Source organism: Leptotrichia sp. oral taxon 221 (assembly GCF_018128245.1).
Lineage (GTDB): Bacteria > Fusobacteriota > Fusobacteriia > Fusobacteriales > Leptotrichiaceae > JABCPH02.
On record NZ_CP072378.1, the window covers coordinates 1,134,181 to 1,148,590 of the forward strand.

Below are 14,410 nucleotides of genomic sequence, written 5' to 3' on the forward strand. Positions count from 1 at the left end.
AAAGCAAATAAAATATATAATATATTTATTGACTTATTCAATGATTTGGTATTATAATATATTCATACAAAAATAAAATTGAGTTCAGGAGGACAAAAAAAATGGGTATGAGTTTAACGTACAAGATTTTGAAAAAAAATCTTCTAAAAGGAGAATTAAAAGCAGGTAACGAAATCGCCGTAAGAGTTAATCAAACACTTACACAAGATTCCACGGGAACGATGGCGTATTTACAACTAAATGCAATGAATGTTGACAAAGTAGCAACGGAAATTTCTGTGGCTTATGTCGATCACAATATGTTACAATCAAGTTTTGAAAATGCAGATGATCATGAATTTATTAAAACATCAGCTGAAAAGCATAATATTGTTTTTTCAAAACCTGGAAATGGGATTTGTCATAGATTGCATTTGGAAAGATTTGGTAAACCAGGAAAAATATTGATTGGTTCAGACAGCCACACACCTACTGGTGGAGGTCTTGGAATGCTTGCAATTGGAGCAGGTGGACTTGATGTTGCAATTGGTATGGCAAGAGGACTTTATTATTTAAAAGTTCCAAAAGTTTATAACATCGAGCTTAGAGGGAAATTACAACCTTGGGTATCAGCTAAGGATATAATTTTGTATGTTTTAAAAGAATTGACAGTAAAAGGTGGAGTTGGATTTGTAATGGAATATACTGGAGAAGGTATAAAATCACTATCTGTTGAGGATAGAGCCACTATTACAAATATGGGAGCTGAATTAGGAGCTACAACTTCAATTTTCCCAAGTGATGAAAATACAAAGACTTTCTTGGAAAAACAATCACGTGGAGAAGATTTTGTAGAATTATTGCCTGATGAAGATGCAGTTTATGATGAAAAATTAGTTGTTAATTTGGATGAATTAGTGCCACTTGCAGCTTTTCCTCATAGTCCTGATAATGTGCATGAAATTCCAAAAGACAAAAAATTGAAAGTTGATCAAATTGCAATTGGTTCATGTACAAATTCATCTTATTCAGATTTTATGAAACTTGCAGCAATTTTAGATGGGAAAAAAGTTCACCCAGATGTGAGTCTTGTTTTATCGCCAGGTTCAAGTAATATTATGAAAATGATTTCAGAAAATGGAGCATTGGCTAAATTTATAGCAGCTGGTGCGAGATTACTAGAAGCTGCATGTGGACCTTGTATCGGAATGGGACAAGCACCAAAAACAGATGGAATCTCACTTAGAACATTTAACAGAAACTTCAAGGGAAGATGTGGAACAATGAGTGCTGGAGTTTACTTAGTTAGTACAGAAACAGCTGCTGCATCAGCAATTACAGGATATTTAACAGATCCAAGAGAATTGGGAGCAGAAATTATTATTGATGAGCCAGAAAAATTTGAAGTTTCAGATAATTATTTCATTTTCCCAAATCCTAATGAAGATGAAGCGAAAAAAGAAAGAGAAGCTGTAAAAATTGTTATGGGGCCTAATATTAAGCCATTCCCAATTGGAGAAGAATTAAAAGACAGCTTTACTAAAAAAGTTATTTTAAAAACAGGAGATAATATTACAACAGATGATATTTGTCCATCGAATGCTGCATTATTGCCATTCCGTTCAAATATTCCTAAATTATCTGAGCACTGTTTTGAAACAATTATTCCAGATTTCAAAGAAAGAGCTGAAAAAAATGATGGTGGAATTGTTGTCGGTGGAGAAAATTATGGACAAGGTTCTAGCCGTGAACATGCTGCGTTATTACCACTTTATCTTGGTATAAAAGCTGTTATTGCAAAATCATTTGCAAGAATTCACAAAGCAAACTTGATTAACAGTGGAATTATACCATTAGAATTTGAAAATGTAGAAGATTACAACAATATAGATGAATATGACGAATTACAATTATCAGATATTCCAAATTCATTGATAAATGGAAGATTTATTGTTAAAAATCTTACTAAAAATATCGAATTTCCTGCTAAATTCAATGGTTCAGAAAGAGAACTTAAAATCTTAAAATTTGGTGGATATTTGAAATTCGCTACAAGTGATGAATTTTTGAGTTAAAACGTGAATAGCAGTAGTTCTAATTTGATTTTGAGTTAAAGAATTTCGAATAAATTAGCTCTTTATTTAAACTAGAATTACTGTAATTTATATAAAAAATAATTTAGAAAGAGTGGAAGATAATATGAAAAAAATTACATTAATACCTGGAGATGGAATTGGATATGAAATCTCTGAAAGTTTAGTAAAAATCTTTGATGCAGCGAAAGTTCCTGTGGAATTTGAAACTGAAAATGCTGGATCGGATGTTTATGAAAAAACTGGAGAACTTATACCAGAAAGTCTTTATGAAAGCGTTGAAAGAAACAAAATTGCAATAAAGGGGCCTATTACTACACCAATTGGAAAAGGTTTTAGAAGTATAAATGTGTATCTTAGAAAAAAATATGATTTATATACAAATTTTAGACCTTCTAGAAATTTGCCTGGAATTGAAACTCGATATGATAATATTGATTTGGCTATTTTCCGTGAAAATACTGAAGGAATCTATATTGGTGAAGAAAAATATGAAAATGAAGAAAAAACTAGTGCAATTGCTGTGAAAAGAATTACGAGAAAAGGAAGCGAAAGAATTATTAAAAGTGCTTTTGAATATGCAAAGAATAATGGAATTTCGAAAGTTACAGTTGTTCATAAAGCAAATATTTTAAAATTCACTGATGGAATGTTTTTGGATATTGCAAGAGAAATTTCAAAAGAATATGAAAATATTGAGCTAGAAGAACTTATTATTGACAATATGTGTATGCAACTTGTTACAAATCCTGAAAGATTCAAAGTAATTGTTACAATGAATTTATATGGAGATATTTTATCTGATTTAGTAGCTGGACTTGTTGGAGGACTTGGAGTTGCACCTGGGGCTAATATTGGAGATGATATCGCTATTTTTGAGGCAGTACATGGATCAGCACCAGACATTGCAGGACAAAATAAAGCAAATCCGCTTGCATTGCTACTTTCTTCAATCGAAATGTTAAAATATTTAAAACTTAATGATTTTGCTAAAAATATTGAAAAAGCTATTTTAAAAACATTAACTGACGGTTGTAAAACAGCAGATTTAGGTGGAAATGCTACAACTACTGAATTTACAGATAAAATTATTGAAAATCTGAAATAAGGAGTTGGTAAAACATGAAAACTGATTTTATTAATGAGCTGGGAGTTATGTTTACCGAGAATAATTCTATTTCAGACGATATTTATAATAAATTAAATGTAAAAAGAGGTCTTAGGAATAAAAATGGGACAGGAGTTCTTGTTGGATTAACAAAAATTGGTTCTGTTTTAGGATACTCAATCGATAAGGACGGAAAAAAAATTCCAGCAGACGGAAAACTTTATTATCGTGGTATTTCTATTGAAAAACTTGTATCTCTATTTAAAAAGGAAAAAACTTTTTGCTTTGAAAAAACAATATTTTTATTGCTTTTTGGTAAAGTTCCTTCTAATTTTGAATTAAAAATGTTTATCAGTACTTTGAAAGAATATCAGCATTTGCCAGATGAATTTATCGAAGATTTCATATTGAGAAAACCGAGTACAGATATAATGAATCAACTTCAACGTTCTGTCTTGTGTCTTTATACTTTAGACGAAAATCCAGATGATGTTAGTCTTTCAAACTTGATTGATCAATCTTTAAACTTGATTGCAAAATTTCCTAGCCTTCTTGTTTATTGTTATCAAGCGTGTAATTACAAGCATTTTAATAAGAGTTTGATTATTCATAATCCAGTGGAAGAATATAGCATTGCACAAAATGTTCTTCACATGCTTAGAAGCGACAATCAATTTACAGAATTAGAAGCTGAGGTTTTAGACTTGATTTTAGTTATCCATGCAGAACACGGAGGAGGAAACAACTCAACTTTTACTTCTCATGTTGTTTCTTCAACTAGAACTGATACATATTCGTCAATTTCTGCCTCGATTGGAGCCTTGAAAGGACCTATGCACGGTGGAGCAAATTCGATGGTTACAAAAATGGTGGAAGACATTAAGAAAAATACTAATCCATATGATGAAGTTAAATTAAAAGAATATTTGAAAAAAATATTTAATAAAGAGGTATTTGATAAAAAAGGTAGAATTTATGGTATGGGACATGCTGTCTACACAATTTCGGATCCTCGTGCTGTATTATTAAAGAAAAAGGCTTATGAATTAGCAAAAGAAAAAAATGCACTTGAAGAATTTGAGTTATTTTCAAATATTGAAAAACTTACAAAAGAAATTGGAAAAGAGACTAAAGGAAAAAATTTCGAAATTTGTGCAAATGTTGATTTATATTCAGGATTTGTATATAAACTTTTAAATATTCCACAAAATATTTTTACCCCACTTTTTGCTCTTGCTAGAATTGCTAGTTGGAATGCGCATAGAATGGAACAAATTTTAGTTGATAAGAAATTAATCAGACCAGCTTATAAGGCAATCGATGAAGATGGGAATGTTTTACTATAAATTATCTTTTTTAAAATGAAATATTTAGATTTTTTAATTTAAGCGAGTATAGAAATTTTGTGTAAATAAAATGGCGAAGTACTGAATTTACTAGTTTTATCTATTAGTTTACACAAAATTCTGGACACTCTCAAATTTCTATAAATATAAAAAATCATATAAAATATCCAAAATATAAAGTGATATCTTATATGATTTTAATTTATTTATTAATTACTTTTTTCTATTTGACTAAAACTATAAACTTTTAATTATTTTAGCTTTTCTAAATATTGAATAATTCACAATTAATCCTGATTAATTCCAAATATCCAAAACTTCACATTTGAAAGAAATTCTCTAAGATACGCTTTTGGTGCAGCAATAATTGGTGTTTTTGCTGGCAATCCGTATATTTCAAATCCTTCCTTTTCCAATCCTGTTGCACGTGCAATTTTTTTAGCTCGATACATATGATAATCATTAGTTACTATCAAAATCTTCTTTTTCTTAGAAATATCAAGCGATTTATCTTCTTTTATTTTTAACAAACTATATTTGAAATTTTGTACCGTATTTCGAGATTTATCTTCTACAATAATTCGTTTTTGATTTATTCCATTTTTTATAAGTTCCTTTTCCATTGCTTTTGCCTCGGTAATCTTCTCTCCAGGACCTTTTCCACCAGTTACTACTACTTTTGTATCTTTATTCTCAAGTAAGTACTTCACTGCCACTATTATACGATTTTTCAACGAATTTGAAGGAACCTCTCCATAAAGTTTCCCACCAAGAACAATTACATAATCCATCTTTTTTCTTTGATTCCTCTCATTATAATCATTTAGATATTCTCTAATTATCAAAAATTCTGTTAACAAAAAGAACAGTAAAAAAACTCCCAAGAAAATTTTTATTATTCTAATATTTTTTAACTTCAATTCGTAATTCCTCCAAAATCTTAATACTTTCTAAAAAATTCCTTCTGTTTCAGATAGTAAATCTGCAACTTTTCCATCTGTCACTTCAATCAGTTTCTGCGTGTCTGCTTCCATTTGAAGACCTCTTTTTCCTGCTGAAACTATTATTTTTTCAAATTTCAAAGCACTTTCATCAAAAAATGTATCATACTTTTTCTTCATACCAACTGGCGAACAACCACCACGTATATATCCTGTATTTTTCTCTAATTCTGAAAGTGGCAACAACTCAATGTTCTTTTCTCCACAAGCCTTTGCTACTTTTTTTAAATCTAAATGAGCAGCTCCTGGAATTACACACACATGAAGATTTTTCGTTTTCCCTTTCAAAACAATAGTTTTAAATATACGATCTGCTAATTCAGGCAATTTCTCAGCAACTCCTAACCCTGAACTAGTACCTTCTGACCATTCATATGTATGAATTTCATATTCAATCTTTTGTTTATCTAGTATTCTTAATGCATTGGTTTTTATTTTTTTTTCTTTCATTCTCATCTCCTTAATATTTATAACGAGTGATAACGAATCTAAAACTATTTTGTATTATCATTAAATGATTTTATCAAATCCTTAAAGAATTTTTTACCTTCTGAAATAGCTTGTTGACCAATATTACTTGATTCAATCGTATCTTTCACATCATTTACATCTTGTCCAACTTTTTTCAACCATTCCATTGTCTTAGCAACAGTTTCTTGTCTTTGACTATAAAGATTTTTACCTTCACTTAATAATTTTTTACATTGTGCATCAAAATTGGCATCTCCAGTTGGTATACATTGAGTACCATTTAAGTTATCTGACGCTTCTTTAATACTTTGAAGAGCTTTTTCTCCTTTTTGTAATGCACTTTCTGTATTTTTAGATTCAATGTCTTTTGTCATTTCCTCAATCAAACTCTCACTCTTTTTATTATTTTCTGTAATCAATCTATTGATTCTTTCTCTTTCTCTTTTTACATTTTTCGCAATCTTATCAGTTGTCAAAGTTTCATTTTGTACTGGCGTATTAGATTGGTCTGTATTTGTATCAATACTCATTATACCATCTTTAGGCTGATTGCTTGTATCTACTTCAGGTTGAGACCCTACAACAACACCCGAATTTTTTCTTGAAAATTCCTTATTCTCATTTCCATTATTAACAATAAGTCCAATACCACTAACCAATAAAAACACAATTCCAACATAAAACATTGCACTTATAAACTTATCATTTACAGTTCTTTCGTCCTTAATCTTACCAACAATTTCATTTTTTCCCAATTGAGTATTTTCTGTATACTCTTTAAATTTTTTATTTTCTTCTAATTTCTTTTTAGCCATTGGTATTCCAGATACAATCACAATAACTAAAGCAAATACTACAAATAATATTCCCATTTTCTCTCTCCTTTTTAGAGCTAAGCCCTTTTAATAATTGTTCTCCTCAAACAAGCTAATTGTAGTCATAAAACCTTTTTTATTTTTTTGATTAAACTTTATTTTAAATTATACAACCATCTTTTAACTAAAAAATACACAAAACCATATACAAATAGGAGATTCACTAGTATAACTAACTCTATGTTTCTCTTTCTCATTTATCATCAAAGTATCACCTTTCGACAAATGAATTTCTCTATCATCAAATTCAATAGTCGCATTTCCCTGTAACAATACAACAAACTCTTTTTCATCTTGAATCATCCAATCTGTAGTTTGCCCATTAGATAAAATTCTTTCTATCCTAACATTATCACCTTGAGCCAATATTTCTAAAATTTCCTCAGTTTCAGGTATTTTCTCTATTTCAAATATATTCATTTTCTTTTTCCTTATTTTAAGTATTTCTATCCATATAAAAAATTATTTATCAACAATGTCAATAAATTTATATTTTTTTTCAGATCTTTTTCTCATAGGCTCTGGATTTCCTTCCAAACTTGAAACTCTATCTGAAATTTCTTCTTGCTTTTTCAACATTTCATCTAATTTATAATGCAAATCTTCAATAACAATCTCATTTTTTAAGTTAACTTTGTAATCATTCTCTGATTTTTTTTCTTCCAATCTTTTCTTTCTATTTTGTCCAAGAATAATCAATGAACTAAACAGCATCATTACACCAGATAATCCAATATTTACCAACGATAATGTATCCTTATTTTCTTTAAAATGACTTATATTATAAACAAACCACGCTACAACAAATATTGTCAATACCAATATAAACGTTTTACTTCCTACAATATTTGCTAAAAAGTTAGACAGTTTTCCAGAAATAGTTTTCGCTTCTTCTTCTTTAATATCTTTTGACACCTTCTGATCCAACAGCCTACGAATTATAATTTCTCTAGCTTTTTCATCTCTCTCAATATTTTCTAATATACTTTTTAGTGGTTTCTCTTTTTTTAAATCTACATTTCTTCGAATATTTTTTATATTAATTTCTGAATTTTTGTTTTCTTCTTGATTTTTTTCTTTATTATCTTTATTTTTTTTCAGAGCATTATTTTTAGAATTTACCTCTTCTTTTAAAGTCTCCATAGCTCTCCTTTCGTAAATAACTCAAATTATATTTTCCCTTTATAACATACATTTATTTTACCAAGTCTTAGCACAAAAATCAAGAAATTAAAACGAAAAATAGAAAAAAGCTGCTTCATATAATTAAATTATACAAAGCAACTTTTTCAGTTAGTTATTTTTAATTTATTTATTGTTCAATAGAACCTTTTCCTGTGCTTTTTAAGCTACAACTTTTATCTTTTCCATTTTCTGTATAAACAGCTTCATTTCCTTTCATATGAATAGAAATATTTCCATTTGAATATTTTTCTCCACTTGCAGCTACAGCTGAATTTAAATCATAAATACTACCGTAACCATCAGCCAATCTTACTTTATCTGTTGATAAATTTTCAACTGTTACATCTTGGTACCCTTCACAATCAAATTTTCTTAATAAATGTGATGATGCAGTGTTGTTATCAGCATTGCTTTGAGTCATAGAGCAAGCTTCATCTTGACCATTTTTAGTAAATGCAGCTTCATTTCCTTTTATGTGAATAGAAACTCCACTACCTTTATATTCTTCTCCACTTGCTGATCTTGTCAATTTCAAATTATATGATTTTCCATTACTTTCAGTTAATTTAACTCTGTCTGTTGATAGATTTTCAACTGTTACACTTCTATTATCGCAAGTAAATTTTCTTGTTAATTTTGCTGATGCAACTTTAGATTCTGCTTTTTTATTTGAAGTTTTCTTCGTAGCCGCATAACCAATAGATCCTAAAGCTAAAACTCCGATTAATGCTGTTAAAATAATTTTTTTTGTAGATTTCATAAAAACCACTCTCTTTCTTTTTTCTCCATTTTATTTTTTATATGCCCAAATTTTCAAAAAAAGTAGATAACAATCCATTTTCACTCCTTTATAAAATTAAATCTTATCCTGTACTTTCATCCTAAAAATCTAAACATATTTATTGAAATCTTAATCCTCTCTCGATTTCGGTATTAGTATACAACATATTTATTTTTTTTTCAATTAAATAATAATTTTTTTTTCTTGATTTATTAATTTTAAATTAATTATAAAAATGTTATTGTATCAAAAGTTTAATAATATCTATATATTTAGCAATTTTCTTATACTAATAAATTTACAAAAATATTATTTATTCAAAAAAGATAAACAAAAAAAAGAGAAGTTTTTTATCACTTCTCTTTTCAAACTATTCAATAAAAACAATTATCTAATGAGTTTTAGCTTCTTCATACAACTTCACATATTCTCTAGCTGCTTTATCCCAAGAAAAATCAGCTTCCATATTTCTTCTTATTAAATCTTTCCAAACTTCAGGTCTATCATAATAGATTCCTTCTGCTACTTTTATTGTATACAACATATCATCTGCATTAAAGTTTGTGAATGAGAATCCGTTTCCTTCATTTGTGAATACATTATAAGGATGAACAGTATCTTTTAATCCACCTGTTTCTCTAACTACAGGAATTGTACCAAATCTCATAGCTATCATTTGACTCAATCCACATGGTTCATATCTTGAAGGCATTAAGAAAATATCACTTCCAGCATAAATTTCATTTGCTAAATGAGGATTATATCCTAAATAAACTTTGAACTTATCAGGATATTTATTTGTCAAATAGTTATAATAGTCTTCATAGAATCTATCTCCACTACCTAAAATTACTACTTGAACTGCATCATATTGCAATAAGTTTTCTAAAACTGCTGATACTAAATCTAGTCCTTTTCCTTCAACTAATCTTGTTACCAAAGAAATTAAAGCGACATCTGATTTTGGTAACCCTAATTTTTCTTGCAATCTGTATTTATTTTCTTTTTTCTTATCTAGAGAATCTTTGTTAAATGGTATTATATCTGGATTTTTTTCTGGATCAAATTCATCTACATCAATTCCATTTAAAATTCCATATATTTTTTTCGTATTTGTTATCCATTCTAATCCTTCTGCAAAATAAGGATATTTAATTTCTTCTGCGTAAGTAGGACTTACTGTGTTTACAACATCTGCATAACCAATTCCTATTTCCATAAAATTCAAACCATATCCACCAATATCATAACCCATTCTTTCAAATGAATATTTTGAGAATCTTCCTTGATACATTAAATTATGAATCGAATAAACTGTTCTCATATCCCAATAAAACGGATCATTATTATATCTTACATTTAAGAAATAAGGTACTGGTCCAGTTTGCCAGTCATTACAGTGTAATATATCTGGTTGTAAATTAATTTCTTTTAGAAATCTAAGTGCTAATTCAGAAAACATCGCATATTGTATATCTTCATCATTATCACCGTAAACATGACCTCTTTCGTATAATGCTTTATTTTCAATAAAATAATAATTAATTTTATCATCTGGGTATCTAACTAGATTAAAAATGTCTCCATGACTTTCTAATCTTGCTACCCATTCAAGTTTTTCAAGGTATTTAACTGGTATCTTATCATATTTAGGCATTATAATAGAAACTTCATGACCTAATTCTTGCATTTTTTTAGGCAAAGCACCCATAACATCGGCTAATCCACCTGTTTTAAAAAATGGAGCTACTTCTGATGCTAAATAAACTATTTTCAAATTAATCACTTCCTATTTTTTTACTGTTTCTCCAACTGGTACATATTTATTATTTTCATTCAATTTAACTTCACCAAAAATTCTAACATTTTTACCAATTAATGCTCCTTCAGGAATAACGGCACCTTTACCAATTACTGTAATTCCTGATGATAAAACATCTGGTTTTTCATAATTTGGAACTTTTGCTTCACCATGTCCAATAAATGAATTTTTACCAATATAAACCTTTTTATCAACAATTACTGTATCTAGATGTGTATTCTCATCAATATATGTTCCACTAAATACAATACTATTTCTAATAGTAGCACCTTTTCTTACAGTTACTCCAGGCCCTAATACTGAATTTTGAACAGTTCCTTCAATTTTACATCCATTACTGATTAATGAATTTTGTGAACTACCTGTTTCTCCGATTCTTGCTGGTGCCAAGTCTTCACTTCTTGTATAAATTTTCCATCCTGTGTCATACAAATCAATTCCAACTTCTTCTGATTTTTTAATCAAATCTAAGTTTGCTGCTAAGTAAGAATCATATGTTCCAACGTCCATCCAGTAACTATCATAGCAATGAACGAATACTTTTCTATCTTCTTTAATCATTGACGGAATTACGTGTTTTCCAAAGTCTAAGTCTTGATTTTCTAATTTTTCTAAATATTCTAATAATGCATCTGTGTTAAAAATATAAATTCCCATTGAAGCTAGATTACTTCTAGGTTCTGCTGGTTTTTCTTGGAAATCAAGAATTTGTTTATTTTCATCTACTTCAAATATTCCAAATCTACTTGCTTCTTCTATTGGAACTGGTTGTGCTGCAACTGTTAATTCAGCTCCATTTTCTTTATGTTCTTTTAACATCCATCTATAATCCATTTTATAAATGTGATCTCCAGATAATATTAATACATATTTAGGATTTTTATTTTTAATAAATTCAATATTTTGTCTGATAGCATCAGCTGTTCCTTGATACCAAGCACTTCCTCCTGGTCCTTCATGTGGTTGTAACATAGTTATACTTGAATCTCTTCTATCAAAATCCCAAGGTTTTCCTGAACCAATGTGTTCGTTTAACGACAAAGGTAAATATTGTGTTAATAATGCAACATCATAAATTCCTGAATTTGAGCAATTACTCAATGCGAAATCTATAATTCTAAATTTACCAGCAAAAGGTACACTTGGTTTAACCCTTTTTTCTGATAAGATGTCAAGTCTTGATCCTCTTCCGCCTGCTAATATCATAGCTAAAATTTCCATATTAATACCTCCTATTATTCTCTTTACATTTTAAGTATACCTTATTTTTTTTAAATGGCAAGAAGTAAAATGAAAATTTTTTATTTTTTTTACGATTTATTTTCCTTCAAAATAATTGATAACTTCCAATAAATTATCAAATTTTTTGAAATATTTTTGTCTGATTTCTTCTGTTGGTTGTAATTTATCTGGAATCATAAAAGGAAAAGTTTTTGCTGAATGTGCAGCTCTTACTCCATTAAACGAATCTTCAAAAACTATTGATTTTTCAGGCTTTGCTTCTCCTCTTTTTGTAGCGATAAGAAACACTTCTGGATCTGGTTTCCCATGTTTCACATCTTCCGCAGTTATAAAATGATCAAAATATTTTCTAATATCCTTACCTTCTGTTAGAATTGTAGCCAATTTTCGATTAGAAGACGTCGCTAAAACCATTTTTTTATTATTTTCTTTCAAAAAGTTTAATAATTCTAATGCTCCTAATTTTAAATCAACTTCTCCTTTTTCGGCTCTTTCACATATTATTGAATGTATTTCATCAACCATTTCATCGAAAGGAAATTCTTGTCCTAGATAATCTTTATAAGTTTTTCTTGCTACATTATTTGTTAATCCCATTGTCATTTCTGACAATTCTTGTGTTATTTCATAGCCCATTTCTCTAGCAATTCTTTTTCCCTCATTCACATAAATATCTTCTGTATTAAACAAAAGTCCATCCATATCAAAAATAAACAATTCTGTATTTTTAAATAATTTATCTCCCATATTTTTACACAATACCTTTCTTAAATGCTATTTCCTATTCTATTTCCTATTTATTATTTCTATAAATTTATTTTTCTTCTTCTAAAATCGCTATCGAACGATGTGCAACAGCACTTATAACCTCATTAAACTGCAATATTCCAACACTTAAAAAAATTGCAATAGCCAAATGTTCTCCATAACGTGCAATTCCTATCTTTCCACCGACACTTAATCCATTAATATTACTCTCGATTTGACTCATTGCTTCTCTTACAGCTCCAATAACTGCTCCATCGTGGATATGTCTATCTTGAATTAAATTATTTCTCTTTGCAGCTAATAATGCACTTTCAATAAACTTGAATCTTGAACTAGGTATTGCACCTCCCACATCAACAGCAGCTGTTTTTATACCTTCTTTAGCATATTCTTTCATAAGTTTTTTTTCTTCTTCTCTTGAAGAAATGGACATTCGTATTGCTACTTTGCAAATATCAACACTTTTATCATATTTTACATCCATATTTCTGCTATTATCTCCTATTCTAAGTAATTTTTATTCTACATATTTTAAACAAAACTTATTTTCCAATTACATCATTCAACAAAAAATTTATTGCCTCTATGTAACCTTCTTTTCCTTTTCCATAAATTTGTTTTACACAGGCTGGAGAAGTCACAGATATTTTCCTAAAATCTTCTCTTTCATGTATGTTGCTTAAATGAACTTCCACTGTCGGTATCGAAATTGATTTTATTGCATCGTGAATAGCATAACTGTAATGTGTGTACGCTCCAGGGTTTATTACAACTCCGTCTACTTGATTATGATACGCCATTTGTAAAAAATCAATTATCTTTCCTTCTGAATTAGATTGCAAAATTTCTATTTTCAGATCCTTGCCTTGAAAGCTGTCCTTTATATAATTACAAACACTTTTATAATCATCGTCTCCGTAAATTCCTTTTTCTCTAATTCCTAAAAAATTCAAATTAGGCCCATTTATCACTAATATCTGTTTCATTCTCTTACCTTTCCAAAACTACTTCCTAAAAAAGTTTTTATTTTTCAATTCTTTTATTATTTTTTTTACAACATTTTCTAAAGTATCGTCATTTTCCACAACAACATCTGCATATTTATTATATAAATCAATTCTTTCACAATATAATTTTTGAAGATTATTTATATCTTGAAGAAGTGGTCTATTTTTATGATTTTCTTTAGCAATATCTTCAATTTTTCTATTTAAAAAAATTACTATTCCACTTTTTTTTACTAAATCAATATTTTCTTTTCGCTTTACCGCTCCCCCACCTGTAGAAATTATAATATTTTCCTTTTGAGCAAGTTCACCTAAATATTTCGTTTCCAAATTTCTAAAATAATCTTCTCCATCTTCTGCAAAAATATCACTTATTTTACGATTTTCTTGCTTTTCAAGATGATGATCAGCATCAAAATATTTGTATTCTATCTCATCTGCCAACATTTTACCAATCGTGCTTTTCCCACTAGCAGGCATTCCAATTAAAACTATATTTCTCATTTTTATCTCCTTTCTCTAGTATTTTTTCTTTTATCTAAATTCTCTTAAATTGATTACTATCTTCAACATATTCGTAACCATTCGCTTTCATTTTTTCTAATAAAGCCTCTTTATCTACATTATAATAACTAGTTAAACTTGGCAAACTTGAGAACTCGTCCCTAAGTTTCATATTTAACATACTCAATAACATATTTATATCTTTTGTTTCAAAATTAATCATTAAAT

General features: G+C 28.7%; 16 protein-coding genes. 3 read left to right on the forward strand and 13 right to left on the reverse strand.

Annotated elements, in window-relative coordinates:
* Nucleotides 1–101 precede the first annotated feature (101 nt).
* From J4863_RS04945 to J4863_RS04955, 3 genes are all read left to right on the forward strand, one after another.
* Nucleotides 102–2,054 carry an aconitate hydratase gene (locus J4863_RS04945; RefSeq protein ID WP_211617684.1) on the forward strand — a complete coding sequence of 651 codons (1,953 nt, stop codon included), beginning with the start codon at nt 102–104 and terminating at the stop codon, nt 2,052–2,054.
* 124 nt (nt 2,055–2,178) lie between these two features.
* On the forward strand, nt 2,179–3,180 hold the full coding sequence (locus J4863_RS04950) for an isocitrate/isopropylmalate dehydrogenase family protein (protein WP_211617686.1): 1,002 nt from the start codon (nt 2,179–2,181) through the stop codon (nt 3,178–3,180).
* Between the two features lie 14 nt (nt 3,181–3,194).
* The gene (locus J4863_RS04955) at nt 3,195–4,526 is read left to right on the forward strand and encodes a citrate/2-methylcitrate synthase (RefSeq protein WP_211617688.1); all 1,332 of its coding nucleotides are present in this window, start codon (nt 3,195–3,197) and stop codon (nt 4,524–4,526) included.
* Between the two features lie 287 nt (nt 4,527–4,813).
* On the opposite strand, the gene J4863_RS04960 is transcribed toward J4863_RS04955, so the two are convergent.
* From J4863_RS04960 to J4863_RS05020, 13 genes are all read right to left on the reverse strand, one after another.
* On the reverse strand, nt 4,814–5,446 hold the full coding sequence (locus J4863_RS04960; RefSeq protein ID WP_211617690.1) for a YdcF family protein: 633 nt from the start codon (nt 5,444–5,446) through the stop codon (nt 4,814–4,816).
* Nucleotides 5,447–5,476: 30 nt separating this feature from the next.
* A complete protein-coding gene (ybaK, locus tag J4863_RS04965) occupies nt 5,477–5,977 on the reverse strand; it encodes a Cys-tRNA(Pro) deacylase (RefSeq protein ID WP_249111471.1) in 501 nt (166 codons plus the stop codon).
* Between the two features lie 44 nt (nt 5,978–6,021).
* On the reverse strand, nt 6,022–6,870 hold the full coding sequence (locus J4863_RS04970; RefSeq protein WP_211617702.1) for a hypothetical protein: 849 nt from the start codon (nt 6,868–6,870) through the stop codon (nt 6,022–6,024).
* Between the two features lie 123 nt (nt 6,871–6,993).
* Nucleotides 6,994–7,293, reverse strand: a complete 300-nt coding sequence (locus J4863_RS04975; protein WP_211617703.1) for a cupin domain-containing protein — start codon at nt 7,291–7,293, stop codon at nt 6,994–6,996.
* Between the two features lie 42 nt (nt 7,294–7,335).
* Nucleotides 7,336–8,016: a DUF1003 domain-containing protein gene (locus tag J4863_RS04980; protein ID WP_211617704.1), complete on the reverse strand. Its 681-nt coding sequence runs from the start codon at nt 8,014–8,016 to the stop codon at nt 7,336–7,338.
* A gap of 169 nt (nt 8,017–8,185) precedes the next feature.
* On the reverse strand, nt 8,186–8,818 hold the full coding sequence (locus J4863_RS04985; RefSeq protein ID WP_211617705.1) for an MliC family protein: 633 nt from the start codon (nt 8,816–8,818) through the stop codon (nt 8,186–8,188).
* Between the two features lie 412 nt (nt 8,819–9,230).
* Entirely contained in the window at nt 9,231–10,616 is a 1,386-nt protein-coding gene (locus tag J4863_RS04990; protein WP_211617706.1) for a glycogen synthase, read from the reverse strand.
* A gap of 12 nt (nt 10,617–10,628) precedes the next feature.
* Nucleotides 10,629–11,882 carry a glucose-1-phosphate adenylyltransferase gene (locus J4863_RS04995; RefSeq protein ID WP_211617707.1) on the reverse strand — a complete coding sequence of 418 codons (1,254 nt, stop codon included), beginning with the start codon at nt 11,880–11,882 and terminating at the stop codon, nt 10,629–10,631.
* A 96-nt stretch (nt 11,883–11,978) separates the two neighbouring features.
* Complete coding sequence (locus J4863_RS05000) at nt 11,979–12,650, reverse strand: HAD family phosphatase (protein ID WP_211617708.1); 672 nt, start codon at nt 12,648–12,650, stop codon at nt 11,979–11,981.
* A gap of 67 nt (nt 12,651–12,717) precedes the next feature.
* Nucleotides 12,718–13,155, reverse strand: a complete 438-nt coding sequence (locus tag J4863_RS05005; protein WP_211617709.1) for a HutP family protein — start codon at nt 13,153–13,155, stop codon at nt 12,718–12,720.
* A gap of 58 nt (nt 13,156–13,213) precedes the next feature.
* The gene (gene aroQ / locus J4863_RS05010) at nt 13,214–13,657 is read right to left on the reverse strand and encodes a type II 3-dehydroquinate dehydratase (RefSeq protein WP_211617710.1); all 444 of its coding nucleotides are present in this window, start codon (nt 13,655–13,657) and stop codon (nt 13,214–13,216) included.
* 18 nt (nt 13,658–13,675) lie between these two features.
* Nucleotides 13,676–14,182 carry a shikimate kinase gene (locus J4863_RS05015; RefSeq protein ID WP_211617711.1) on the reverse strand — a complete coding sequence of 169 codons (507 nt, stop codon included), beginning with the start codon at nt 14,180–14,182 and terminating at the stop codon, nt 13,676–13,678.
* 34 nt (nt 14,183–14,216) lie between these two features.
* Entirely contained in the window at nt 14,217–14,405 is a 189-nt protein-coding gene (locus J4863_RS05020; protein WP_211617712.1) for a DUF4250 domain-containing protein, read from the reverse strand.
* Between the last annotated feature and the right edge of the window lie 5 nt (nt 14,406–14,410).

Coding starts and splice junctions, on each gene's coding strand:
- J4863_RS04945 (WP_211617684.1), top strand. CDS start 102: ATGGGTATGAGTTTAACGTACAAGATTTTGAAAAAAAATCTTCTAAAA.
- J4863_RS04950 (WP_211617686.1), top strand. CDS start 2,179: ATGAAAAAAATTACATTAATACCTGGAGATGGAATTGGATATGAAATC.
- J4863_RS04955 (WP_211617688.1), top strand. CDS start 3,195: ATGAAAACTGATTTTATTAATGAGCTGGGAGTTATGTTTACCGAGAAT.
- ybaK (WP_249111471.1), bottom strand. CDS start 5,977: ATGAAAGAAAAAAAAATAAAAACCAATGCATTAAGAATACTAGATAAA.
- J4863_RS04970 (WP_211617702.1), bottom strand. CDS start 6,870: ATGGGAATATTATTTGTAGTATTTGCTTTAGTTATTGTGATTGTATCT.
- J4863_RS04975 (WP_211617703.1), bottom strand. CDS start 7,293: ATGAATATATTTGAAATAGAGAAAATACCTGAAACTGAGGAAATTTTA.
- J4863_RS04980 (WP_211617704.1), bottom strand. CDS start 8,016: ATGGAGACTTTAAAAGAAGAGGTAAATTCTAAAAATAATGCTCTGAAA.
- J4863_RS04985 (WP_211617705.1), bottom strand. CDS start 8,818: ATGAAATCTACAAAAAAAATTATTTTAACAGCATTAATCGGAGTTTTA.
- J4863_RS04995 (WP_211617707.1), bottom strand. CDS start 11,882: ATGGAAATTTTAGCTATGATATTAGCAGGCGGAAGAGGATCAAGACTT.
- J4863_RS05000 (WP_211617708.1), bottom strand. CDS start 12,650: ATGGGAGATAAATTATTTAAAAATACAGAATTGTTTATTTTTGATATG.
- J4863_RS05005 (WP_211617709.1), bottom strand. CDS start 13,155: ATGGATGTAAAATATGATAAAAGTGTTGATATTTGCAAAGTAGCAATA.
- aroQ (WP_211617710.1), bottom strand. CDS start 13,657: ATGAAACAGATATTAGTGATAAATGGGCCTAATTTGAATTTTTTAGGA.
- J4863_RS05015 (WP_211617711.1), bottom strand. CDS start 14,182: ATGAGAAATATAGTTTTAATTGGAATGCCTGCTAGTGGGAAAAGCACG.
- J4863_RS05020 (WP_211617712.1), bottom strand. CDS start 14,405: ATGATTAATTTTGAAACAAAAGATATAAATATGTTATTGAGTATGTTA.